We start from the raw sequence: 26,278 nt of genomic DNA, 5'->3' as shown, positions 1-26,278 counted from the left end.
ATTTTCATCGAGTTCGACTACAGTCTGAAGTCTACTTTAGGAGACTTTATTTTACCTTGCTGATTTAGTTATTATAGTTTTTGTAGATTCTAACTTAGTTCGCCCTTTATCTTTATAAGTATATACAACTAACTTGTAATAATTATTTACTGCATCATAATCAGTGTACAAAACAGATTTAAAATAATAGAGCTTAGGACTAGCGTATAGACCTATATAAGCTGATAATCCTCCAGCAAAAGCTTGTTGAGGCTTTGTTGGTAAGTATGGTGTTCCAAATGCTAATAAAGCTTGTATAGGTCCCTTAATTGTATGTTCTAAATATGTATCTGAATATTTCGTGTTCACATATTTCCAATTATAACCACCAGTATTAATTACAGCTCTAGAAGTTTTAATATTTTCTTTCAATTCCGGTTGAACTTCCACACGATAGCTTCCTTTTACAGTTCCGTCTTCATTATACACAATTGTCTCTGTTGACATTAAATCAACACCCTCACCAATCTCAATAGGTTGAGTATATATTGTTTTACTTTCTTCAATATCATTTTCTAAAGAAAAATTAATTTCACTTTGAATTTCGTCAAAGATAGTTGTCGTTGCTTTTTCCTCTTTAACAAGATCATTTGAATTTTCTTCAGCGTTTGCTGCAAAAGGCATTGTTCCAATAAATAAAATTGTTATTATTGCAATTAATTTTTTCTTCATACACTACTCTCCTTTGTATTGTTTTAAAGAGACTTTTCCACAATAAGCAGCCTTAACAATAGAATGTAGACCAAAACTAGAAAGAAAGAATGCAGACAAAGTACCAATACCAACTAACTTTTTCAAAAAAATCCTCTTTTAATTTAGATTACAGACTTATTGACTTAACCAATAAGTTAATTTAATAGTAACCTAAAACAATTGTTAAATTATTCTAAAATAAGAAAGTTTTGTGAAGTTTAAACAAAATCCAAATAAGGTCTTTGATTTGTTGGAATTATATTAGGATGGATTTTTTCGAAAATATATAAGTCGTACAAAAAAGGTTGTGTAGGTACATGTGTATGGAACAACTGTGCATGCTACTCAGTCTATCTCTTAGCTAGAAAATAAAAAAAGTCCACCTAATTAATGATAGGTGGACAATTTTTTTAATGTTGTTGTTGCTTTGTTTCAAGGTGAAGAGGTGGTGGAACTAACCAGCCTTTTGTTTTCATGATTTGTAGTAGTGCTGCACCATCTTTCGCTTTTTTAGCACCAAAACTTGCAAACATAGTACCAATATCTTCGCGAATTGATTGACTCATTAATGCAGCGTTAGATGTAACTCCAGCAGCTATTTCAGCAGCAACCATGTAAGCGATTTGAGCATCTTGAAATCTAGCTCCAGCTGGAATTTGTTCCAAATCGGCATCTGGTCGTTCTGATGGAGTAGGAGGTACTGCAATATCATTATGTAGAAGTACTTCTTCAACTTCTTTAATTGCAGGTTTCATTGAATTTTCAATTACTTGTTTTAAAAATGCTTTTAACTCTTCATCACCAGTATGGTTAATATAAACTTGGTAAGTATCTACACCAGCTTTAGTAGCTGATAGGTGACTCCATAGACCATAAACTTCTCCATAATGTAAAGGTTCATTTTGTGGATTTCCACTTAATACTCCCATTATAAATTTACTTCCCTTCTCAAATAAATTCATACTAAACTCCTTTTAAAGAGATAGGTACGAAAATTATTATTGAACCATTCGAGGATTTTATACTCATAATTTATAGGAGTTATGGGCTTGCACTCAAAGGAATGACAGTGTGTTCTTTGAAAATGATGGGAATATCAATCCTTTTAATCGACATATAAAGGGGCAATTGAAGCAGGAGTTCGTACTGCTAATGAAATTAATAATTTATAAGTATTGTAAAAACCCAACGATTCGTTGGGTTTTTTTTTGAAATATGCTTCTTTCATACACTAAGGGTTGATGAGTAAGTAAAAGAGCAAGAATCCGAAATATAGTTCCTCATAAAGGGTTCATGAGTAAGTAAAGGAGCTGGAATACGAAATATAGTTCCTCATAAAGGGTTCATGAGTAAGTTAAGGAGCTGGAATACGAAATATAGTCACTCATAAAGGGTTCATGAGTCAGTAAAAGAGCAGGAATCCATAATTTAGTTCCTCATAGAGGGTTCATGAGTAAGTAAAAGAGCAGGAATCCGAAAAATAGTTCCTCATAGAAGGTTCATGAGTAAGTAAAAGAGCAGGAATCCGAAATATAGTTCCTCATAAAGGGTTCATGAGTAAGTAAAAGAGCAAGAATCCGAAATATGAATCCGAAATATAGTTCCTCATAAAGGGTTGATGAGTAAGTAAAAGAGCAGGAATCCGAAATATAGTTCCTCATAGAGGGTTCATGAGCAAGTAAAAATCAAGAATCTGAAATTAACATACTCATAAGGTCTAAGTCAGTAAGCCAAAAGAAAAATAGCTATTTTTGATCTGTCAAAGAAAGAGAAAAAAAGGAATTTGCATAGAATGGATAAGCTTTAATTTGACATACTAAAAAAATATGAAAAGAAATAGAAGGAGGGTAGCATAAGTTGAGAAGTCAATTGGCAGTAATAAATGCTCTTAAGCAAGAATTTGAGGGAGCAAAAGATTTAATTATCCATTCATTTGAATATTATGAACAACAAATTTGTTTGATCTATCTTCAAGATCTATGTGACGCGGATAAAATTAAAACTGATATCATCCAACCACTTATGCTTTGTGATAAAGAAAGTAAATTTCTGTTACACATACTCTCCCTATCTAATTGTGAGTCGATTCAAAACAAAAGGTATTTAGGGGAATATATAATTTCTGGTAACGTGTTAATTTTCATATCAAATGGGATATATGCTTTTAATGCAATGCGTGCTATGAATACTGAATCTGTAGAATCTGCAGTAGAAACATCAGTTCAAGGACCACAAAAAGCTTTTTCACATGACCTCAGTACAAATATAGCGATAATTCGTAAAAGATATCCTTCCAATAAATTAAGCATTGAGTATCAAACAGTTGGAACAATCTCAAAAACAAATATAGCAATACTTTATGATTCTAATTATGCAGATAAAAAGGTAATTGATGAATTAAAAAGTCGTCTTAAGAGGGTAAAGATGGATGTAATACAAGCAGCTGGTCAATTAGAAAGGATACTTTCTGATAAAAAGATTCATTTATTTCCTACCATGATGATAACAGAAAGACCTGATCGAACTGTTTCAAATCTTGCCCAAGGTAAGGTTATTGTTGCTATGGATGGAACGCCATTTACTTTGATTACGCCTTCTGTATTTTTTGATTTTATAGCTTCAATGGATGACTTATATCATTCTTTCTGGATAAAAAAACTTTTGCAATCAATAAGATATATTGCCCTTATTATAACATTGGTGTTACCTGCTTTTTATATTGCAATTACCTCGTATAACCCGGAAATATTAAGGTCCCAACTTACTTTGACGATTGCAGGTAGTAGGGCAGGAGTTCCTTATCCATCATTTTTTGAAGTGCTTTTTATGATGTTAGCTGTTGAAATGTTAATTGAAGCTAGTATTAGACTACCACGAGTAATTGGCCCAACTGCTACGACTGTTGGTGGACTTATACTTGGTCAAGCTGCACAACAAGCACAACTTGTAAGTTCCATCATGATTATTATTACTGCATTTGTTGCCATTTCTAATTTTACGATCCCAATCAGTGCAATGAGTTTCTCAATTCGATGTATTAGATACCCACTGATTATATTAGCAACTCTATTTGGGTTAGTCGGATTAGTTGGAGGTATGCTTGTACTTATCTGTTATTTTGCTAATAAGCGAAGCTTTGGGACTCCTTTTTTAGCGATTGAATGGGGATCTTCCGATAAAATTGAAACGATAACTGAGAACCCAAAGGGGGGGCAAAGCTAGTTGACCCGTCACTTTTACTATACTGTACTGCTAACAATGATGTTGAATATTATTATCAATGTACCAATGATTTTAATTGGCGAGCGTTTTAATGGGTCTCTTATATCTATGGTGTTAAGTGTTTTGATTGGTGGAATATTTATTTATTTGTTTACGATCGGAATAAGTAAATTTCCTAATAAAGGATTGCCCGAAATTTTTAACAATAGACTACCTAAACTTGTTAAAAACATTTACTTAGCATTTTTAGGCGTAATGTGGTTGGCTGCAGGGGCATTTGTTTTAATTTCTTTCACATATATTACTGTACTGTATTTAAATACTGAGTTAAATATGGGATATGTTTTAGCTTTTTTTTTAGTTATTGTTATTTATGGAGCAAATTGTTATACAAAATCAATCCTCAACGTTATTGAAATAATGGTACTTGTAGCTACTCCAGTTGTTTTTTTTATCGTTTATAAAGCCATGGCAAGCAAATATTTTTATTTCGTCCATATTAAAAGAATACTCCATTATTTTTGGCAAATGCCTAACTATAGTTCTATTTCAGCTGCTACTTATTTTTTTACAGGCTATATAAATCTAGCTATCATTAATCGTTATCTTGAAACGAAAAAGGTTGTTAAATTTCTGTGGATTTTACCTTTAATCGGATTCGTTGTAATTAGTTTTACATTTTTCGTCCCAATTGCTTTTTTAGGTGTTAAAGGGATTAATGATGTAGTGTTTCCTTGGGTCTTCATAACGGATTCTCTAAGAATGGAATACGGGTTTATCGAAAGAGTGCTATATTTGATGCTTTATATATTCCTTTTGATGTCACTATTATTTAGCATATTAACATGGCATGTTGGTTTAAAACTATTTGAAGGAATGTTTTTTAATTATAATTTGAAACCTGCTAAAAAAAGGAAATTTTATGGATATATGATCTTTCTATTTTTTGGAGCCGTTACGATGACACTGCAGACATTTACGAACGAAAGAGAATTATTTGATCTGATTAAAATATGGCAAAATATCCGTTTTCCTGCTGAAGGCATATTAGTAGTGTTAATTTTTTTCTTATCACGGAGGCAAAGAGCATGAACCGTATTTTAACGTTGTTGTTAATTATGGAATTAAGTTGTATGTCTGGTTGCCAATTACTCGATGTTGATAAACGTTTTTTTGTCGTAGCGATAGGAATCGATCATACAGATGAAAATGGCGTCTACCTTGTGTCAGTGAAATTAGCCATCCCATCAGCACAAATTGGAGCGGGAAGGTCTAATTTTCAAATTATTTCTCAAAAATCAACTTCAGTTTCTGAGGCCATTAGAATAATCCAATCTTTAGTAGATAAAAAATTAGATTTTGCTCAATGTAGGGTAATCGTTATCGATAAAGAGCTACTAGGTGAAAACCAAATTGATTTGATGAAGTGGTTTATTAAACGGCCAGATATTCAAGGTGTTGCTTATGTAGCTGTAGGAGAACCTTCTGCAAAAGAAGCTTTATCATGGAGGGTTAAATCAGAGAGATTAGCGGGTAACGCTGTTGTGTTAGCTTTTAATGAAGAAACAAATAGGTCACCATATGTAATGTCAGAGATACTTAATGATTATTATATGCGATTGATAGAAAACGGTATAGATCCATATTTACCTATTATTGAACCGTTCGATAGTTCCTTTAAAATTAATACTTCCTCAGTTTTTAAAGGAACAAAATTTAAAGCAGTATTAAATCGTGATGAAACAAGGATGCTTAATGAGCTCTTAAATCCCAAAGTAACAACATTAATTAATGTTGGAAAAGGAAAAAATCAATTTTACATAAGTGCTGAAAATATGAAAACTGACATGAAAATTGTTATGCCTAAAAATAAAAAGCCATATCTAGACGTTCATATAAAGGTAAAAGGATTTATTGAGGAATCTAATAAGACACTACATCAAGATATAGAATTGAAAGAGTATGAGAAAAAAGCATCAATCATTATGAGCTCAAGAACAAAAAAATTTCTAGAACGTCTACAGGAATTAAATGTTGATCCACTTGGACTTGGGTTAAACTATCAAGCAAAATACGGAGTGACAAAAAAAGTAATAGATAAGTGGGAAGAAATTTATCCAAAACTTGAACTTCGAGTAAAATCAGAAGTGATACTAAAGGGAACTGGTACTATGTATTAACTTCGGTTTAATGGCAATAAAAAATTATAAAATTTTATTTTTTCTAATAAAAATGAAAGCGCTATCTCAAAAAAATGTTTAAATTCCCTTATTGACAATCTGTTTACTAGGATTTATGATTCAGTTAAAGAAATTACATAATTCAAACTTATCGAGAGTGACCGAGGGATCAGGCCCTATGACGTCCGGCAACCTCCTTATTTAGGAACGGTGCCACTTCCTGCAGAATGAAAACATTCTGATAGATAAGTCGAAAACAATTGTTTCCGATGCCTCTTTCTGAATGAAAGAGGCTTTTTTATTTTTTATTTATTTACGCGGAAGGTTAAACAAAACTGAATTCCACTATATATAAATCCAACTTAACTGATGCGAAAACTAGATAATTTTGAGGATAAAGGAGAGAATAGAAATGAAATATGGTTTTTGGTTACCGATTTTTGGAGGATGGTTACGTAATGTGGATGACGAAAGCATGCCACCAACATTTGAATATGCTAAAGAGGTCATTCAATCAGCTGAAAGATGGGGATATTCGACTACTTTAATTGCTGAATTATATTTAAACGATATTAAAGGTCCAGAACATGATTCCCTTGAAGCTTGGTCTACAGCAGCGGCACTTGCTGCAGTAACGGAAAAAATCGAAATTATGACCGCGATTCGTCCAGGTTTTCATAATCCTGCAGTAACAGCAAAAATGGCTGCTAATATCGATCAAATCAGTAACGGCCGTTTTACGCTAAACGTCGTTTCTGCATGGTGGGCAGAAGAAGCTCGTCAATATGGCGGTATTTTTACAGAACATGATGAACGCTATGCCCGTACAGAGGAGTTTATTGATGTCCTAAAAGGCTTATGGACAGAAGAAACGTTCAATTATTCAGGAAAATTTTACGACTTAAAAGATACGAAACTTGCTCCAAAACCTGTGCAAAGACCAAACCCGATTCTTTATGCAGGTGGTGAAAGTGAAAAAGGTAAGCAAACAATTGTTGAAAAATGTGACGCTTATGTGATGCACGGTGGAACAGTTGAAGAAATTAATCAGAAAGTAACAGATATGAAAGTACGTCGTGAACAAACTGGCAATGCACCTTTAAGTTCTTTCGGTATGGCTGCTTATGTTATTTGTAGAGATACAGAAGAAGAGGCTTTAGCTGAGTTAGAAAAAATTACGACTGTGAAAGATTCTAGCGGTTATGCGGGCTATAAAGACTTCACGACTAAATCACAATTAGAGCAACAAATACAATTACAAGATTACTCAGTTTCAAATCGTGGTCTTAGAGCAAATCTAGTAGGGACACCAGAGCAAATTGCAGATCGAATTTTACAATATGAAGAAGCTGGCTTAGACTTATTATTATTACAATTTTCACCTCAATTAGAGGAAATGGAACGCTTTTCAAAGCAAGTTATGCCATTAGTAGAAAAAAAACGTAGTTTAATAAAAAACTAGAATGGGGACATAAAAATGAGCAAAGTATATGTAATACATGAAAATAGTGAATGGACAATCCATTTAACAAAAAGATTAGAGGAGCTTGGTGTTCCATTTGAAGAATGGCATTTAGACGAAGGTACTGTTGATTTATCAACCGTACCACCAGAAGGGATTTTCTATAGTCGAATGAGTGCTTCTTCTCATACACGTGATCATCGTTTTGCAGCAGAATTTACTGGGCAAGTCTTAGCTTGGCTTGAAGCACATGGCCGTACGGTTTTAAATGGTACGAATGCCCTAAAGCTAGAAGTTAGTAAGGTTTTACAATACTTAGAGCTAGAAAAGTATGGTGTTAAGACTCCAAAAACGATTGCAGCGGTTGGAAAAGAAAACATTATTAAGGCAGCTAATAGCTTTGATGGACAGTCATTTATTACAAAACATAATCGTGCAGGTAAAGGCTTAGGTGTTCAGCTTTTCCATAGTATTGAAGCTTTAAAAGCTTATGTAGAAGGGCCTACATTCGAAGAACCAGTCGATGGCATTACCCTTATTCAAGAATACATCCAATCACCTGAAAGCTACATCACTCGTTGTGAATTTGTAGGAGGAAACTTTGTATATGCTGTTAAAGTTGATACTTCGGAAGGCTTTGAACTTTGCCCAGCTGATGCATGCCAAATTGGTGATTTATTCTGCCCAGTAGGAGAAGAAGTAGAAGAGAAGCCTAAGTTCCAAATCATTGAAGGCTTTGAGGACGAAATAATAAATAAATATAAAGAAGTTCTAGTTAAAAATAATGTTCAAGTTGCCGGAATCGAATTTATTAGAAATGCTGAAGGCACAATTTTTACTTACGATATCAATACAAATACGAACTATAACTCAGATGCAGAAGAAAAAGCTGGAAAATTCGGAATGCTTGAATTAGCATCATTTTTAAAGAAGTCTTTGGAAGAAAAATACACTACTACAGCAAAATAATCTATTTAGAAAAGCTCAAGCCTATATGTAACAAAGGTTTGGGCTTTTTTTGTGGTCAGTTTGTTAAAATTTTTCTAGAACTAAGAGTAATAGGCAATTATTTGAGAGGAATATGCTAACGATTAAAAATAATATATTGATAATATAAGATTGTAAGTTGTTATTAAATTTTGAGGCAAAAAAGGTCTAATGACTCGTACCACTTGATTTTTAAAATAGGCTTTTAAGATTCAAAAGGGGGATACAAATGAAAAAGACTTTTTATTTAATGAGACATGGACAAACATTATTTAATAAAAGAAGGAAAATTCAAGGTTGGTGTGATTCACCTTTAACTGAATTTGGAATTAAACAAGCAGAGGCTGCTGCAAAGTACTTTAGAGAACAAAAAGTTATTTTTGATCATGCCTATTGTTCCACATCAGAAAGAGCTAGTGATACGTTGGAAATCGTGACGGAATTGCCGTATACAAGATTAAAAGGATTAAAAGAATGGAATTTCGGAACTTTTGAAGGTGAAAGTGAAGATTTAAATCCAGCGCTACCTTATGGTGATTTCTTTGTTAAGTTTGGTGGAGAAGATCAAAAAGAACTGCAACAAAGAATAGCTACTACATGCCAAAAAATAATGGAAGAAGACAATGAAGTGGTATTAGCTATATCCCATGGAGCAGCTTTAAGAAATTTCATGCGGGTTTGGGAGCATAGAAGTTCGATTGTACAACAAGATCGAATTGGAAATTGTTGCATCCTTAAGTTTGAATATGAGAACAGGGAATTTAAATTAGTAGAGATTATCAATCACAATTTTAGTGATGTAGTCCAGGTATAGTTTTTAAAGATTAATAGATTACATATTTCCGAAAGTGAGGATAAAACAATGGAATACACAAAACTTGGGAATACAGGATTAGAAATATCTAGAGTTTGCCTTGGTTGTATGGGATTTGGAGATGCAAAACGTTGGATTCATCCATGGGTAATCGATGAGGAAAGTAGCCGTACAATCATTAAAAAAGCACTAGACTTAGGGATCAATTTTTTCGATACGGCGAATGTCTATTCAGATGGAACTAGTGAAGAATATGTTGGTAGAGCTTTAAAAGATTATGCCAATCGAGATGAAATTGTTCTTGCTACGAAGGTTTATTTCCCTATGCACAAAGGTCCGAACGGTTTAGGACTTTCCCGAAAGCATATTATGAGTGAAATTGATAAAAGTCTTAAACGACTAGGAACAGATTATGTGGATTTATACCAAATCCATCGTTGGGATTATAACACTCCAATCGAAGAAACAATGGAGGCACTTCATGATCTAGTAAAAGCTGGAAAAGTAAGATATATCGGTGCTTCCGCTATGTATGCATGGCAGTTTTTGAAGGCATTACATGTTGCAGAGAAAAATGGATGGACCAAATTTGTCTCGATGCAAAACCATCTGAACCTCATATACCGTGAAGAGGAAAGGGAGATGCTGCCTCTTTGTAAAGAAGAAAAAATCGGCGTAATTCCATATAGTCCACTTGCGTCAGGAAGATTGACACGTGATTGGTCAAATACGACACTTAGATCTGAAACTGATGAAACTCAAAAATCTAAATACGGTGCAACTGAAAATACGGATCGTCATGTTGTGGAACGTGTTGCAGAGATTGCTGAAAAACATGGAGTAACAAAATCAAACATTGCTCTTGCTTGGTTACTGCAGAAAGAACCAGTATCAGCACCAATTATTGGAGCTACTAAAATTTCACATTTAGAAGATTCTGTTGGTGCATTGTCGGTTAATTTAACCGCGGAAGAAGTTGCATATTTGGAAGAGCCTTATGTTCCACATCCGGTAGTTGGTGCTTTAGGCCCTAATTAATGTCAATTTTAGTATAATGAATTTATCCCCTATTTTCCTTAAGTGTGAAAAGGGGTTTTTTTAGGTGATTTCACTATCAATAGCTCTAGTTTATAAAGTATGAGTTAGTATATATATCGTTTATATTGCTTTTCTAAGCCTTACTTTTAGAAAGAATTCATAAATCAAATGTTCAAGCTGTAAATTTTAAATGCATTTGTAAGAGCGCTATTTTCAACAATATTGAAGTAGGAAATCATCACTTGTTTTTTTGTATCACAGTGATATATGTTGCAATATGCCGAAAAATCCTTCATATTTGTTAAAAAGGAGGTCCGATATGCGAAGTGATATACAACCGAATGAACGAGCTTTTTCTTCCAAGGAAGTAGCAGAAGAACTGGGTATTGCAACACCTACTGTTCGAAAGTATGGTCAAATCTTAGAGCGCAATGGATATGAGTTCTTGAAAGATGGCGATCGGCGAATATTTGTTCAATCTGATATTAGAGTGCTTATAGCGTTACGCGATTCAGAAAAGCCCCTAGAAGATACTGCAAAAGACCTCGTGTTTCAACAAAAAGAAAGATTAGAAGGTTACGATGAAACTCAAATTGCGATATCCGATACATATAAAAATTTACCACATGACCCAAATCAATTAAATGAGTTTTTAAGATTTTTAGTCAGTGAACTTGCAGCTGCACGTGAAATGAATGTACAACTGAAAAATGATATGACAGAACTTAAAACGGCGGTTTCCAGGCTTCAACAAGATCATCATGATATAAGTGCAAATATTGGGAATTCATCTAATAAAACTTATACCAAAATTGAAAAATTAGCTGAACAACAAAAAATTCAATACGAGACAATACTTGAACAAGAAAAACAAACAATTGATTTTTTACAAGAAGAAATACAAAACATAAGAGAAGAACAGAGAAAAGAATGGCGATCACAAGATGATTTTAATAAACGTTTAGAAATTGTGATACAAAAGCCTAGAGATAAATGGGGCTGGCTTTTCTCTTTATTTAGAAAATAAAGGACCTATTAAAATCTTTTTCTGCTAATCTTGTACAAATCTGTTTAAAAATTTTAATAAGTACTTTTAGGTCGATACTTCCATAAGGATGTATCGGCTTTTTATTTCCTAATCGTAAAAATTCGTATGCGATACAAAAAAGTAACATAAAACGAACCATTGTATCACTATGCGATATTCGATCGTTATTAGATTTTTTCATCTAAGCCACCAGTAGAATAAAAAATCAACTGATATCAGTTAATTTCAGTTAATTTCAGTTTAAAATAATACTTTTTGAATAGTAGATTTTATTTTATATCATATCAAAATCTTACAAATTCCCGGGAAATATCTACAAATTTCTTAGTGATAAGAAATTATTCTACTTGTGACACTATGTCCGTAATAACTAGTAGTGATATATTAGAAAAACCTCTCCATAAAAATTTAATATATTACTTTTCGACGAAGTTTATTTAGTGTTCGAACTTTTTTAATATTGATTACATTATATTGCATTACATTGAAAAGCCCCCGAATAGTACAGGGGGCTTTTGTAGTTTCCAAGTTGGGTTTTATACTGAGTTCTAATGTCCTGTTTTTTCAAGGAGAGTTTTAAAAGCAAATACTAAGTCTTTCCTAATAAGGATAAGATTTCCTTCTCATTCCAACGTTATTAATTTGAACGTCGACACTTACTGTAACTTTTGCTTTTTTAAATGTATCATTCCAATTACCCTCATATTTTTTATAAATTTTTGGATTAACCATGTATAATTTTTCACCAAAACCAAATGCATCTCCACCGAATTTTTTTACTTCAGAAATCCCTTTTTCCATTGATTGTTTTATAACATTTTCAGCTGACTTTTCATATTTATTGAGTGTTTTAGCTTTATCAAAATTGGCATTACAAAATACCTCGTCAATATGGCCAATTGATTTTATTTTTATATTTATAATTGGAATATTATCCTTGATTTTAATTTCCGTCTTAGATTTTACCCGAGTAAGCTCCATCGAATCAAATTCTTTTTTATTACATGGTATTTGGACATTCGTTTCTTTGATCAGATTATCAATAATTTGTATTGATTTTGCCGGTGATCCATCTAACCATCCAACTAATTTTCCATCTCTGAAAATCCCTGTGCCATTTATCTTATCATAACTAGAAGTGACTTTATTAGCATTTTCAAGTGTTTCTGATGATTCACTTTCATTTTCTATGCTCACGCCATTTATTACTGGTTCCCTGCCACTACTAGAGATTGCAGAAATTGCCTGACGCATTAATGTTTCTTGATTTTCACCTAAAAGGGCTGATGTATTTTTAATTTTACCTACAATTGATTTAGCAGATATTTTATCTAGTGATGCTATGTTATTCATTATTTCACCGACGCTTTTATTTCTTGCAATAATAACTGGGATATTGACACGAACTTTGGAATCTCTTTCAAATACATCGAAAATATAATTCAATGATCTTTCTTTTGCTAATGTTTCACCAATTACGATAAGAGCAACATGAGAATATATATTTTGTCGCGATCCTTTCTTAGACACATTTCGTACAGCTTCTAAAATGGTCCTACCTTTTTCATCTAACGCAATTACTGGAACACTTTGAGAACCTGACTGTGTAGTAGTCGCAATTGCACTAGGATTAAAAATTTGAGTGATTACATGATATTTTTTTTCTTTTGGGAGGTAATCAATCCCTATTGCAACCACAATCGATACTTGATTTAATTCTTTATAGTTAGAGCAACCACCTAAAAGCATACTTACAATAAGAAATGAATTAAAAAATTTCTTTTTCACATTTTTTCTCCAATATCTTGGCTTCTTTGAATTTATAACTTAAATAGCAATATTCCTCAAAGAGTTCTGTTTCATATTATATTTTTCCATTTTTTGTAATTCAATGTACCATTTTCCAAAATCAGAAGCATTAAATTTTCTCGTAACTAAATTTTTAAAAAAGTATTCTGCAATCCTGCTGTACTAATTGGAAAGAATGTAAGATTGATTATTTTAGTAAATAGAATGATCTTAATGATAAAAGTCTCTTTTTAAAAAAAGTAATTGAGTCTAAAATAAATGAATTGAGTAGATTTTAAAATAAACTAGTTGTTTTTAGATTTAAGGAATGGCTTATAAGTTGGTTTATCCGCGTTTTTTTGTTGGCATGAATTTTGCTTAATGAATACTAAGAAGAGGAAGTAGTTACTTCCGATTTTAGTTTGGCAGAAATAGGAGGTGTTTAATTTCTTATTCATTTTTACTTTATAGGTGTAGGCACAACTAGTTACTATGTTCGGTTTCTGCGGTGATTTTTTTGAGATTATCAGAAATTGTAAATGTTTAAAAAAAGCAAAATTTATTAGCTTTATCTTATTCTATTATTTCGCTTTATTTTTTCTGAATATTCTAAAATAAAGGTGGGGCATTTATGGATTCTACTAATGAAAAAGGTCAGTTACAACGTTCCATGAAAAGTCGGCATTTGTTTATGATTTCACTCGGAGGAGTAATCGGTACAGGTTTATTTTTAGGTTCAGGTCTAACGATTAATCAAGCTGGTCCAGGGGGAGCGGTTGTTGCGTATTTATTCGGTGGATTGGTGATGTACCTTGTGATGGTTTGTTTAGGTGAACTGTCAATTACAATGCCAGTTACAGGTTCGTTTAAGACGTATGCTACCAAATACATTGGTCCTGGTACCGGATTTACGATTGGCTGGATGTATTGGCTTAGTTGGGCAACAACGGTTGGATTAGAATTCACTGCAGCTGGAATATTGATGCAAAGGTGGTTTCCACATGTACCAGTTTGGATCTGGTGTCTTGTGTTTATTGTTCTTTTGTTGGGTTTAAACATACTTAGTGTAAAAGGTTACGCAGAGGCAGAGTTTTGGTTTGCGGGAATTAAAGTATTTGCAGTTATAGCTTTTATACTGATTGGAGCAGCAATCATATTTGGGTTTGGTCATAAAGGCAGTTCGGCACCTTTGTTTACTAATTTTACAAAAGATGGTGGACTTTTCCCTCATGGGTTCTCAGCTATATTTTCAACTATGATGGCGGTAGTATTTGCATTTCAGGGTGCAGAAGTTGTTGGAATTGCAGCTGGTGAAAGTGAAGCACCAGAAAAGACTCTTCCTAAAGCAATTCGAAGTATCATTTTTCGTGTCCTAATTTTTTATGTGTTAGCAATTTTAGTATTAGCGGCTTTGATTCCATGGAGGCATGCAGGAGTGGTAGAAAGTCCATTTGTTGCAGTATTTGATAGTGTAGGTATTCCATATGCAGCTGATATTATGAATCTAGTTATTTTAACGGCGTTGCTATCTGTAGGTAATTCAGGATTATATGTATGTTCTCGTATGCTTTGGTCACTTTCTAAAAGTGGTATGGCACCCGCAGCTTTAGGTAAAGTAAATTCTCGTGGTGTTCCGTTTAATGCAGTATCGTTTAGTCTTCTTTTTGCACTAGTATCATTACTTACAAGTGTAGTATCTGCAGAAACAGTTTTTGTCGTTCTACTTTCTGTAACTGGACTAGCTGGAACATTCAGTTGGATGGCAATTGCCTTGTCGCAATACAATTTTAGAAGACAATTTATTAAAAATGGTGGAAATGTTAAGGATTTAAAGTACAAAGTTCCGCTGTTCCCATTAATACCTATTCTATGTCTTGTATTATGTGGAATTTCCATAGTATTTATGGCTTTTGATCCTACTCAACGTTCTTCCTTAATAGGTGGTTTAGGCTTCATGGGTGTAAGCTATCTTTATTACTTTTTACGCCATGGAAAAAATAAAGGAAAGATCGGTATTAAGAAGGATCATGGAGATGTACCAACTCATCAGAGTATTTGACCATTTTACATACAGCTTAAGATTCTTACACAAGTAATCAATTGCAAAAGATCATCTGAAAAGGAGGCTATTTAGTATGAAAAAACCTTACCTAGTTGTAGAGTGGAATGATAGTGAAACAGATGCAAAAGGGTGGTTAGTAGTATATAACTTTGTCAAAGGGTATGCTGGTGGAGGGACAAGAATGCATCCAACAGTGACAAGGGAAGAAGTTGAACGTTTGGCAGAGGCAATGGCTTACAAATATATGGCTTCAGAAAGTATCACTACAGGTGGGTGTAAAGCTGGTATTGCTTATGATTATAAAGCTCCAGATGCGTATGATGTATTAAGAAGATTTTTGATTGCGATGATGCCATATGTAGAAGCCGGAGTATCTTTAGGAAGTGATTTAGGTACTAAGTATGAGGATGTATTAAGAGTATTTGATGAATTTAATGTAGGAATCCCTTTAACAAAATCGATGAAGGAAGATGTAAGTGTAAAAAATGGTATAAAGGATTTTAATAATCTGCTAGCTTCTAAAATAGATTGTTTCCTTCTAAATGATGCTGTAACAGGCTACGGTGTTGCTTTTTGTGCAGATGAAGCATGGAAATTTAAAGGTGAAAATAAAGTAGCGAAAGTAGTTATTCAAGGATTTGGTTGTGTAGGAGCAAGTTGTGCGTTGAAATTATCACAGTTAGGTTATAAAATTGTCGGCATTTCTGATGCAAATCTATTAGTGACATGTGAAGAGGGGTTAGATGTACAGAAGTTAATCGACCACAAAAATTCACATGGAGAAATGAATCAGGAGTTTTTTGCATCGAACTATGTGGTAAGAAGCAATACTGAATGGCTTGATGTAGACTGTGACATCTTGATTCCGGCAGCTTTAGAGGATGTAATTAATGTATCAAACGCTAATAAAGTAAAGGCGAGTTTAATTGTAGAGGCTGCAAATATTCCAATCTCGGCTGAAGGGGATCAGATCATCAAACAAAGAGGTATCGATGTGGTGAATGATTTTGTAGCGAACTTAGGCGCAATTAGATTTTATGACGCCGTTATTTTTGGATTAGTGAAACCTGAACCTCAGACAGTTATCGATGATATTGAAAGATTAAGTAGAAAGAATACCTTTAACTTATTTACAGAAGCTAAAAAGCAAAAACGATATCAAAGAGATATTGCTTGCGAACTTTTTGAGCCAACAGTTAGAGATTTGATTGAGTGTTAAAATAAGTTGAAAAACGAAAGCCCACAAAGAAAACAAATTTCTTTGTGGGTTTTCATCATTTATAGGCAATTTCAATAGCCTTTTTATTATGAACTAGGTGAATAGATTCACAAATAGCAAACTTTTTGAATGAGTTAAAAATGACGGTTTTGAGTGGATTTTAATTTCATTTTTCACGAATTAGATCCGTAAATACAGCCTAGATTTAATAATAATAGGAAATACGGAGTTGGCATGGGTTTTGCATAATGTAATGTATAACGAAAATGGAAGGCTAATTTACCTTAAATTTTCTATATACATGCAATAAAAAAATACATTAGTAACCATTTTAATTGCCCAGTGGAAGTTAGAAAATACCAAGAAAATTAATGAAGAGGTGATCATATTGCCGGGGGCATTACATGGTATCAAAATTATTGATTTAACTAGAGTACTAGCGGGTCCCTTTTGTACGATGATCCTTGGGGATCTTGGGGCTGAGGTAATCAAAATTGAAAGTATTAGTGGTGGTGATGAAACACGGGGATGGGGGCCTCCTTTTGTTGAAGGAGAAAGTGCTTATTATTTATGTGCTAATCGAAACAAGCAAGGGATTACTTTAAATTTAAAGGATGATAAGGGGAAAGAGGTTTTAAAAAAACTTATTTCTGAAGCTGATGTTGTCGTCCAAAACTTTAAACCTGGAACTTTAACAAAACTAGGTTTTTCCTATGAAGAAATGAAAGCGATGAAAGAAGATATTATTCTTGCATCAATTAGTGGATTTGGTAGTAGAGGAACTAACGCTTCACTTCCTGGATATGATTATATCATTCAGGCGATGTCTGGTTTAATGAGCATTACCGGTGAGAAGGAAGGCGAGCCAACAAAAGTGGGATTTGCCATTTCAGACGTATTAACAGGGTTATTTACATGTATTGGAATTCTTGCTTCATTACAGCATCGAGATCGTACAGGGGAAGGACAAGAACTTGACATTTCACTATTTGACTCGCAATTGGCTGCATTAGTAAATGTGGCAAGTAATTATTTATGTAGTGGCGTTATACCTGAGCGATTAGGAAATTATCATCCTAATATTGTTCCATATCAAGTTTTTTCAGCAAGTGATGGTGAGATGGTGATCGCAGTTGGTAATGATCAGCAATTTAATCGATTTGCTTTACTAATTGAAGAACCGATTTTATTAGATGAATTATATAGGACTAATGCTGGTCGGTTGCAGTATCGAAAACAAATTGAGGAAATAATCTCAAATAAAATAAAAACAAAAAGTAAAAATGAGTGGAAAGTTCTCTTAGATAAAATTGGTATTCCAAATGGACCGATTTATAACGTAAGTGAAGCCCTGCAGTCTGAACAAGCTAGTTCAAGGGATATGCTACTAGAAGTAAACCATCCATTCATAGATGATCTAAAGTTAGTTGGTTCACCATTAAAATTATCAAAAACACCTGTTGAAGTAGTAAGACATCCTCCATTGCATGGAGAACATACTGAAGAAGTGATGAGTAAACTTGGTTATTCACAATCTGATATAGAGGAAATGAAACGAAATAATACAATTTGAGGAGGAAATAAAATGAATTTTTCATTAACTGAAGAGCAAAAAAGTGTAAGAAAGGTAGTTAGATCGTTTGTAGATCGTGAAATTATACCATTTATAAAGGAATGGGATGAAAAAGGACATTTTGAAGTAAATATTCTAAAACGACTTTCTGAATTGGAACTAATGGGTGTATGTATCCCAGAACAATATGGTGGAGTTGGAATGGACTATAATACTTTAGCAATCGTATGCGAGGAACTAGAGCGCGGGGATACTGCTTTCCGTACGGCTGTTTCAGTACATACGGGATTAAATAGCATGACATTATTACAGTGGGGAACAAAAGAGCAAAAGAAAAAGTATCTAGTTCCTCAAGCGCGAGGGAAGAAAATTGGCGCATTTGGGTTAACAGAGCCAAATGCAGGATCTGATGTAGTAGCAATGGCGACAACAGCAGTAAAAGATGGTGATAGCTATATCTTAAACGGATCAAAAACATGGATCTCTTTATGTGATGTAGCTGATCATTTCTTAATCTTTGCAAAAACAAATCATGATTTAAAGCATCACGGAATTTCTTGTTTTATCGTAGAACGTACTTTTGAAGGGGTTACTACAAAACCAATTAAGGGGAAAATGGGAATTAGAGCTGGAAACACTGGAGAAGTATTTTTAGATGATGTCAGAGTACCAGCTGAGAACCTATTAGGATTCGAAGGTGAAGGATTTAAAATTGCAATGTCAGCGCTTGATAATGGGAGATTTACAGTTGCAGCTGGTGCTTGTGGATTGATTCAAGCATCACTTGAAGCTAGCGTAAAATATTGTCATGAGCGAAAAACTTTTGGTAAAGAAATCGGAAAACATCAATTAGTACAACAAATGATCGCTAAAATGTCTTCAAATCTTGAAATCTCCCGTCTACTAGTCTATAAAGCTGGTTGGTTAAAAAATAGTGGTAAACGTAACACTAGAGAAACATCACTAGCAAAATGGATTTCTTGTAATGCAGCGAATGAGGCAGCTAATGATGCTGTACAAATTCATGGTGCATATGGATTTTCAAATGAGTTCCCAGTAGAGCGTTATTTAAGAAATTCAAAAGCACCAGTCATTTATGAAGGAACAAGAGAGGTTCATACAATTATGCAGGCTGAATATGACCTAGGTTATAGGGAAGATAAAATTTTAAGAAAAATGCTTCCAGCTTGGCCATTCGAAGAGGTTAAAGTAGAAGCTGTTAAATCTTAATAAAAAACTTGAGTATAAAATAAATTGATCGTTAGTGTTCCAATGTAATTGCATAGGAGAAGGGAGTGTTTCGTAATGAAAATTAGCGGTGGAAAAGCAGTAGTCAATGTTATGGCCAAGGAAGGGGTAAATAAAGTTTTTTGTGTACCTGGTGAGAGTTATCTAGGTGTTATGGATGCGTTATATGAACATCCAGAAATTAGTTTGATTTCAGCTCGACATGAAGGTGGAGCTTCGTTTATGGCGGAAGGGTATGCAAAAGCATCCGGTGAAGTGGGTGTCTGTATGGCAACACGTGGAGTTGGAGCTTCAAACTTGGCGATTGGAATTCATACTGCCAGCCAAGATTCCACTCCTTTAGTTGCGCTAATTGGACAAGTTGAGCGTCCTTTTAAAGAAAAGGAAGCATTTCAAGAGGTCAATCTTGTAGGGATGTTTAGCCATTTGTGCAAATGGACAGTGGAGATTGATCGAGTAGAACGAATTCCAGAGCTTTTACATCGTGCATTTCATATTGCTAGGTCAGGGCGTCCTGGACCAGTGTTAGTTGCATTACCTCATGACATGCTAGAAGATACAGCCGAAATGGTCGAAATCCCAGTCTATCAGTCACAGCCGGCTCGTCCACATAAAGAGAGCGTTCAGCAAGTAGTAGAAATGATTCAAAATGCCAAACGGCCGATTCTTATAGCTGGTGGGGGAGTCATTCGTTCACAGGCTGTCCCTTTATTAGTTAAATTTGCTGAAACAGTTCAAATGCCTGTCGTTACTGCATTCCGTCGTTTCGATGCGTTTCCAAATTCGCATCCTTGTTATGCTGGCTGGCTCGGCTTTGGAACACCAAAGTATTTACTTGAAGCGATTGACAATGCAGACTTAGTGATTGCACTAGGTACAAGATTTTCCCAAGTAGGAACGCAAGATTATTCATTGCTTTCAGGAAAAGGAAAACTGATTCACATTGATATTTCAGAGGATGTATTCGGAAAAGTTTATGCTCCTTCTTTGGCAGTTACAGCTGATGCAAAAGCTTTTTTAGTAGAAGCATTAACAATTGCTTTATCTACGCCTTTAAATTCAAATGAAATGCGAGTAGAAAAGCTTCATAACGAATACATGAACTTTTCAAAGGCGAAGGAAGATTACACGGACGAATTTGTAGATCTGGATGGTTTTATGTATGATATCGTCTCGCATCTTCCAAAAGATACGATTATTACGAATGATGCAGGGAACTTCTTTGGCTGGCTATCTAGATATTATCGCTTTGAGCATGAAAATACATATGTCGGACCAACATCCGGAGCGATGGGGTATGGATTGCCGGCTGCTATTGGTGCAAAACTTGCTCAACCGCATAAAACAGTTGTTTCCTTCTCAGGAGATGGGGGCTTCATGATGACGCTGCAGGAAATTGAAACAGCCGTACGTTACAACATACCTGTCATTTCGATTGTGATAAACAACAATATGTATGGAACAATTCGAACACATCAAGAAAAGCATTTTCCAGATCGAGTAATCGGAACAGAGCTGTCTAATCCGAACTTTGCTGAGCTTGCGAGTTTATTTGGAGCATATGGTCAGAAGGTCGAAAAAAATACTGATTTTGCGCCGGCACTTAAGAAGGCATTATCATCAGGACGGCCAGCTGTTATCGAAGTTGTAACTAATCCGAAGATTTTATCTGCTGGTCAAGATAAGTCAAAAATGAATTTATCTTATAGTAAATAATGGGCTTTTTATTTAATTGAAAAAAATCTTATTGGGGGAAACGATATGCGTTATGCAAACTATATTAATGGTCAATGGAAACAACCTACGTTAGGTGAATATCGGGAAAATTACAGTCCTCATAATGGAGATTCATTAGGGGAGTTTCCTTCAAGTACACAAGAGGATGCACGACAAGCTATTCTTGCTGCGAAAACCGCCTTTTTATCATGGAAGAGACTTTCATACCAACAACGAGCTTCATACCTCCAAAAAGCAGCAGATCTATTAAAGGCAAAAGTCCATGAAGTAGGCCGTGATTTAACACTAGAAGAAGGAAAAACACTTGCTGAGGGTATTGGAGAAACACAGCGCGCAATAAGTATCCTTGAATATTTTGCAGGTGAAGCGAGGCAGCCAGTCGGAGAAGTAATTCCTTCAGGTAATCCAAATACCTTTTTATATACAACTCGAACGCCAATTGGGCCAATTGGATTGATTACTCCATGGAATTTTCCAATTGCAATTCCCGTATGGAAAATGGCTCCTGCACTTGTTTACGGAAATACCGTAGTTATTAAACCGGCGGATTTGACTCCAAAATCTGTTTACCATGTTATAAAAGCGCTTGATGAGGCTGGTATTCCAGCAGGGGTTGTAAACTGTGTATTTGGTAGAGGTTCTATCGTTGGTACAGAATTAGTAGAACATCCTTATATAAAAGCAATCTCATTTACAGGATCTAATCAGGTTGGAAATCAGATTCAGCAGAAGGCTACAACAAAAGGAAAGAAAGTACAAATGGAATTAGGTGGGAAGAATCCACTGATCGTACTTGCTGATGCAGATATAGAAAAAGCAATTGAAATTGCCGTGAGCGGTGCTTTTAGATCTACTGGTCAAAAGTGTACAGCAACGAGTAGGGTGATTGTGGAAGAAGCTATTTATGAAAAATTCCGTGACAGGCTTGTAGAACGTACAAAAACATTAAAAGTTGGAAATCCACTTCATGAAGATACTTTTGTCGGTCCAGCTGTTTCCAGGTCACAACTTGACGGTGTACTTGCTATGATTGAAGCTGGAAAGGACGAGGCAACCCTATTATGCGGTGGAGAAGTTCCTGCGGATGAAGAACTAAAAAATGGTTTCTATGTACAGCCCACAATCTTTGAAAATGTCTCCCCGGATGCTCGTATTGCCCGAGAAGAAATATTCGGACCTGTTATAGCACTCTTTAAAGTGAAAAACTATGAGGAAGCAGTAGGAATGGCTAATGATACTGAATATGGTTTAAGCGCAGCAATTTGTACAAATAATTTCACATTAGCACAGCGCTTTGTTGAAGACATTGAAGTTGGTCTTGTACATGTAAATAATGAAACAGCAGGTTCAGAGCCACAAGTACCATTTGGCGGCTGCAAAAATTCAAGCACTGGGTCCCGCGAACAAGGAAAGACGGCAATAGACTTTTATACACAAGTCAAAACGGTTTATATGGACCAATTGTAATCAGTTAGGTTGAAAATAAAAGAGGCTGCCTCATAAGTCAGGTTTAACTGACACAAAAGGCGCCTCTTTTTTAATTGCAAAAATAACAATGTTGATCAACATATTTATTGGTATCTCAGCTACAGTTTTTTTTTTGTAGTGTTTAAGTTAGCTTTTTTATAGATAATTAGAGTAGAATTTTACAAAAGTTATTCGATTTAGTTAGAATTTGGGCATATTCGCAAGTTTTCCTTTTGAAAGTATGTACTAATGTACAGTATTAATGTCGAAATACCCTAACTGGTATGGGTAATTTTTAATTTTAATTGCGATTCTTCTAGATTTAATTGCAGTTTTGCTGATTTTATTTGCGGTTAACTGATTTTAATTGCAGTTTTGGCCATTTTAATTGTGATTTACAGATTTTATTTGCAGTCTATTGTTTAATGTTTAATTGCACCACGGCATCATTTATTTGCACAGTTGACCTACTTATTTGCATTAAAACCCTCTTCTTACCCTTTATAAACATTTATTTGTAAAAATCTAATTCACTACAGTACTTACGCACTAATCTAGCTGCTTTTGACTGGCTGATTTCTAAATCATCAGCTACTTTTCTTGTATTCCTAAATTTTGTATAAGAATTTATTACTATGTTTTTCTCAACTTCTTCTAGGGAAGCTAAAAGCGAGCAATTACTTACTACTTCATTGACCGGACTCTCTTTTTTATTTTCAATTAATAAATCAGTCAAGTCTTGCACTTTTATTATGCCATCACTTGTGACGACGAGGCTTTCAAGCATATTTTCTAACTGTCGTATATTTCCAGGCCATGAATAGTTATAAAAAGTATTCAAAGCTTCTTCAGAAATGATTGTATTCATTTGGTGTTTTCTATTAAACTCTGAAAGAAAATGGTAGGTTAGTGGAATGATATCTTCTTTTCTTTCTCGCAATGGTGGAATTTTTAAATTTACTACATGAAGGCGATAATATAAATCTTCTCTAAATTCTTTATTCTGTACCATTTCATATAAGTTTCGATTAGTAGCAGAAAGGATGCGAATATTTACTTTTTTGGGTTGTTTGCCACCAACAGGCATAAATTCAAATTCTTGAATAACTTTTAAAAGCTTTGCTTGAACCTTAGGTGATATATCTCCAATCTCATCTAAAAATACGGTTCCTCCGTCTGCAAGTTCTAAAAGTCCTTGTTTGCCACCTTTTGTTGCACCAGTAAATGCGCCATCTTTGTATCCGAAAAGTTCTGATTCTAGTAGTTCTTCCGGGATTGTTGCACAGTTTAAAGATAAAAAAGGAGCTTTATTTCGGTTGCTCTTCTGATGGATGTATTTTGCGATTACTCCTTTTCCCGTACCTGATTCTCCTTGAATTAATACTGTTGCATCTACTTTAGCAACCTTTTCACAAATCTTAACGATATTACTCATTTCCTTGTTATTTGTAATGATATTATTTTTATAAATTTCAGCTTGAGCAGCTTCATTTATTTCTTGCTCATCTGGTATGTATAAGTCTTTATAGCTTGCATCTTGTGATGTGGTGATAATCAGCTCAATTTCCTGCTGATCATTTAGTAAAGGAATGGCTGTTGTGATGATTTCTTTTCCAACATAACTTATTTGTTTCATAATGACCGTCTTCTTTTCTTTAAATAAACGTGGGAGAATAAGAGGCTTCCAGTATTCTTTTGAAAGTAATTCATCGTTTGATTTTCCAACGACATCTTTTAGTTTGATACCATAATGTCTTTCACAAGCCTTGTTTATATACACGATACGGGCATCTTTATCAAGTACATAAAATTCATTAGGAGAATTGTCCAATATTTTTTGAAGGATCTCATTACTGAACTCAAGTTTTAACTTGTCATTCGTTGTATTTGGCAAAACGTAACCTCCTCTAAAAACATCTAATCTCACAAAATAGTAAGTTGAGTTAAAATTGACTGAATTGAGTAAATTATAAGATAATTACCTCGATTTGGAAATAGATAAATAGTGGTATCTCATAATGGTAAAGCAAAATATAAAATTGGCATAAATCTTGCTTAAGATAATGAATAAAGGATGGAATTTCGTTTCAAATGAAATCCCAAAAAAGGAGGAGTCATTATTATGTCTACAAAGGGAACAGCACATACTTTACAAACTTCATTGCCGTATAAAACATATGTAAGCCAAGAGGTATTCGATACAGAAAGAAAAAAGATTTTTAGTAAAAATTGGATCTTCGTAGGTCATACAAGTCAAGTTAAAAACGTCGGTGATTTTTTTACTTTTGAGGTTGCTGGTGAATCTATATTAGTTACGCATGCTAATGATGGCAAAATACGCGCGTTTTATAATATTTGCCCACATCGTGGTACAAAAGTGGAGCAAAGTGAAACAGGTAATAAAAAGATCTTACAATGTATTTATCATGGCTGGACCTTTAATTTAGATGGGCATGTAAATCGAGCACCAAACTTTAAAAATATTGACTTAGGAGAATATAACTGCTTAAAATCGGTCCAATTAGAAATTCAGCGCTCTATGATTTTTGTAAACTTGGATCGGAAAGCCAATGCTTTTTCTGTTGAATATGAAGAGTTAATAAATGAACTAAACCGTTACCCTTTCATGGATTCATTACAACTAGTTAAAGAAAACCGCCGTTTGATTAAAGCAAATTGGAAAGCAGTAGTTGATAATTTCTTAGAGTGTGACCATTGTCCATTGGCACATCCTTCATTCGCTAAAACGTTTGATTTATCGAATTACAGCATCGTTCCTTGTGATAAATTCTCCTACCAGTGTTCAAATGTTAAGAACCAAGATGACAGCTTAACTCGTTTTTACTGGATTTGGCCAAACATGATGATGAGTGTATATCCTGGAAGTGGAAATATGACGACTACACAATTGATCCCAATTGATGCCAACAAAACGTTGGCAGTCTATCGCTATTTCTTTTTGAATGAAGAAATTTCGAAAGAAGAAGAAGAAATGATTAAATTTGTTGATCAAGTCCGAGAAGAGGATTTTGATTTAGTAGAATTATTGCAAACAGGTTTACATTCTAAAGCATTTGATAATGGTATCTTTTCTCCGACTGAGAACGCGATGCAACACTTCCATGAAATGATTAAAGAAGCGATCGACTTATAATCTAGTTAATTGAGAATGGTAATTCGAGACATGTATTTAAAAAAGCTAAGTATTTGAATTCATAATGAAGAATTTAGAAGGATCATACTCAGCTTTTCTTTTTTATTTTTTGAAAACGCTTAATTTTTTCTATTAATCTATTCGTAAAAAAGGGGAGGTTAACCACTGTTAATTTTAATTTATAAAAGTTTTTAAAAATATCACAATTTGTTCTAAATGCAAATCACTCATTGTGTTTATATAGAATACATGAGGTGAATAATTTGAAAGTTGATTCGATCGGTGGAACTGAACAAATTCTTAATAATATGAATAAAACATTGATACTTGCAAAAAGAGTAAGATTAAGACCAACTAAAGAACAAGAAACACAATTATGGAAATCAGTGGGAACTGCCAGATGGGCTTATAACTGGGCATTGGCTAAGCAAGAAGAAAGTTATAAAAACAAAGGGAAGTTTATTTCTGATGGCCTGTTAAGAAAAGAATTGACTGGTTTAAAACAAATTGATGAATTTTCTTGGTTGTATGAAGTATCGAATAATAT

Annotated in this window: 21 protein-coding genes and 1 riboswitch; of the genes, 16 read left to right on the top strand and 5 right to left on the bottom strand. The window is 34.1% G+C overall.

The window, feature by feature from the left end; translation table 11 throughout:
- Nucleotides 1–51: 51 nt before the first annotated feature.
- Together COE53_RS19670 and COE53_RS19665 are read right to left on the bottom strand one after the other, a co-directional pair.
- Complete coding sequence (locus tag COE53_RS19670; protein WP_025568756.1) at nucleotides 52–711, bottom strand: hypothetical protein; 660 nt, start codon at nucleotides 709–711, stop codon at nucleotides 52–54.
- A gap of 431 nt (nucleotides 712–1,142) precedes the next feature.
- Nucleotides 1,143–1,694, bottom strand: a complete 552-nt coding sequence (locus COE53_RS19665) for a DUF3231 family protein (RefSeq protein WP_025568755.1) — start codon at nucleotides 1,692–1,694, stop codon at nucleotides 1,143–1,145.
- An 895-nt stretch (nucleotides 1,695–2,589) separates the two neighbouring features.
- Here COE53_RS19665 and COE53_RS19660 point away from each other — a divergent pair.
- The 8 genes from COE53_RS19660 (at nucleotide 2,590) to COE53_RS19625 (ending at nucleotide 11,462) form a co-directional block, all read left to right on the top strand.
- Nucleotides 2,590–3,954 (top strand): spore germination protein, encoded by a 1,365-nt coding sequence (locus COE53_RS19660; protein WP_098948584.1) that lies wholly within the window; start codon nucleotides 2,590–2,592, stop codon nucleotides 3,952–3,954.
- Nucleotides 3,955–5,046: a GerAB/ArcD/ProY family transporter gene (locus COE53_RS19655; protein WP_098948583.1), complete on the top strand. Its 1,092-nt coding sequence runs from the start codon at nucleotides 3,955–3,957 to the stop codon at nucleotides 5,044–5,046.
- Entirely contained in the window at nucleotides 5,043–6,134 is a 1,092-nt protein-coding gene (locus COE53_RS19650) for a Ger(x)C family spore germination protein (protein ID WP_098948582.1), read from the top strand. The genes COE53_RS19655 and COE53_RS19650 overlap by 4 nt, the downstream gene beginning before the upstream one ends.
- Nucleotides 6,135–6,279: 145 nt before the next feature.
- A riboswitch (SAM riboswitch) is annotated at nucleotides 6,280–6,386 on the top strand.
- 160 nt (nucleotides 6,387–6,546) lie between these two features.
- Entirely contained in the window at nucleotides 6,547–7,596 is a 1,050-nt protein-coding gene (locus COE53_RS19645; RefSeq protein WP_098948581.1) for an LLM class flavin-dependent oxidoreductase, read from the top strand.
- Nucleotides 7,597–7,611: 15 nt separating this feature from the next.
- A complete protein-coding gene (locus COE53_RS19640) occupies nucleotides 7,612–8,565 on the top strand; it encodes an ATP-grasp domain-containing protein (protein ID WP_025568750.1) in 954 nt (317 codons plus the stop codon).
- Nucleotides 8,566–8,812: 247 nt separating this feature from the next.
- Nucleotides 8,813–9,397 (top strand): histidine phosphatase family protein, encoded by a 585-nt coding sequence (locus COE53_RS19635; RefSeq protein ID WP_098948580.1) that lies wholly within the window; start codon nucleotides 8,813–8,815, stop codon nucleotides 9,395–9,397.
- Nucleotides 9,398–9,445: 48 nt separating this feature from the next.
- Nucleotides 9,446–10,435: an aldo/keto reductase gene (locus COE53_RS19630; RefSeq protein ID WP_025568747.1), complete on the top strand. Its 990-nt coding sequence runs from the start codon at nucleotides 9,446–9,448 to the stop codon at nucleotides 10,433–10,435.
- Nucleotides 10,436–10,754: 319 nt separating this feature from the next.
- Nucleotides 10,755–11,462 carry a hypothetical protein gene (locus tag COE53_RS19625; protein ID WP_098948579.1) on the top strand — a complete coding sequence of 236 codons (708 nt, stop codon included), beginning with the start codon at nucleotides 10,755–10,757 and terminating at the stop codon, nucleotides 11,460–11,462.
- Here COE53_RS19625 and COE53_RS19620 read toward each other — a convergent pair.
- Nucleotides 11,452–11,664, bottom strand: coding sequence for a hypothetical protein (locus tag COE53_RS19620; protein WP_098948578.1), 213 nt, complete (start codon nucleotides 11,662–11,664; stop codon nucleotides 11,452–11,454). The genes COE53_RS19625 and COE53_RS19620 overlap by 11 nt on opposite strands.
- 419 nt (nucleotides 11,665–12,083) lie before the next feature.
- Nucleotides 12,084–13,271 (bottom strand): Ger(x)C family spore germination protein, encoded by a 1,188-nt coding sequence (locus COE53_RS19615; protein ID WP_098948577.1) that lies wholly within the window; start codon nucleotides 13,269–13,271, stop codon nucleotides 12,084–12,086.
- 631 nt (nucleotides 13,272–13,902) lie between these two features.
- On the opposite strand from COE53_RS19615, the gene COE53_RS19610 reads away from it, so the two are divergent.
- The 6 genes from COE53_RS19610 (at nucleotide 13,903) to COE53_RS19585 (ending at nucleotide 22,577) form a co-directional block, all read left to right on the top strand.
- Entirely contained in the window at nucleotides 13,903–15,330 is a 1,428-nt protein-coding gene (locus tag COE53_RS19610; protein WP_098948576.1) for an amino acid permease, read from the top strand.
- Nucleotides 15,331–15,406: 76 nt separating this feature from the next.
- Nucleotides 15,407–16,552 (top strand): Glu/Leu/Phe/Val family dehydrogenase, encoded by a 1,146-nt coding sequence (locus COE53_RS19605; protein ID WP_091021797.1) that lies wholly within the window; start codon nucleotides 15,407–15,409, stop codon nucleotides 16,550–16,552.
- Nucleotides 16,553–16,940: 388 nt separating this feature from the next.
- A complete protein-coding gene (locus COE53_RS19600) occupies nucleotides 16,941–18,125 on the top strand; it encodes a CaiB/BaiF CoA transferase family protein (protein WP_098948575.1) in 1,185 nt (394 codons plus the stop codon).
- A gap of 12 nt (nucleotides 18,126–18,137) precedes the next feature.
- Complete coding sequence (locus COE53_RS19595; RefSeq protein ID WP_091021800.1) at nucleotides 18,138–19,355, top strand: acyl-CoA dehydrogenase family protein; 1,218 nt, start codon at nucleotides 18,138–18,140, stop codon at nucleotides 19,353–19,355.
- Nucleotides 19,356–19,430: 75 nt separating this feature from the next.
- Entirely contained in the window at nucleotides 19,431–21,089 is a 1,659-nt protein-coding gene (locus COE53_RS19590; RefSeq protein WP_091021803.1) for a thiamine pyrophosphate-dependent enzyme, read from the top strand.
- 45 nt (nucleotides 21,090–21,134) lie between these two features.
- On the top strand, nucleotides 21,135–22,577 hold the full coding sequence (locus COE53_RS19585; RefSeq protein WP_098948574.1) for an aldehyde dehydrogenase family protein: 1,443 nt from the start codon (nucleotides 21,135–21,137) through the stop codon (nucleotides 22,575–22,577).
- Nucleotides 22,578–23,088: 511 nt separating this feature from the next.
- Here the strand turns inward: COE53_RS19585 and COE53_RS19580 are convergent.
- Complete coding sequence (locus COE53_RS19580) at nucleotides 23,089–24,471, bottom strand: sigma-54 interaction domain-containing protein (RefSeq protein WP_098948573.1); 1,383 nt, start codon at nucleotides 24,469–24,471, stop codon at nucleotides 23,089–23,091.
- Between the two features lie 228 nt (nucleotides 24,472–24,699).
- Here COE53_RS19580 and COE53_RS19575 point away from each other — a divergent pair, with 228 nt between their 5' ends.
- The gene (locus COE53_RS19575; protein WP_098948572.1) at nucleotides 24,700–25,731 is read left to right on the top strand and encodes an aromatic ring-hydroxylating oxygenase subunit alpha; all 1,032 of its coding nucleotides are present in this window, start codon (nucleotides 24,700–24,702) and stop codon (nucleotides 25,729–25,731) included.
- Between the two features lie 320 nt (nucleotides 25,732–26,051).
- On the top strand, nucleotides 26,052–26,278 hold a 227-nt coding region (locus COE53_RS19570), incomplete at its 3' end, for a helix-turn-helix domain-containing protein (RefSeq protein ID WP_180242461.1).

Source organism: Bacillus sp. AFS029533 (assembly GCF_002585125.1).
Classification (GTDB): domain Bacteria; phylum Bacillota; class Bacilli; order Bacillales; family Bacillaceae_G; genus Gottfriedia; species Gottfriedia luciferensis_B.
The sequence above is the reverse complement of the archived record's forward strand: the minus strand, read 5'-3'. Positions and strand labels throughout refer to the sequence as shown.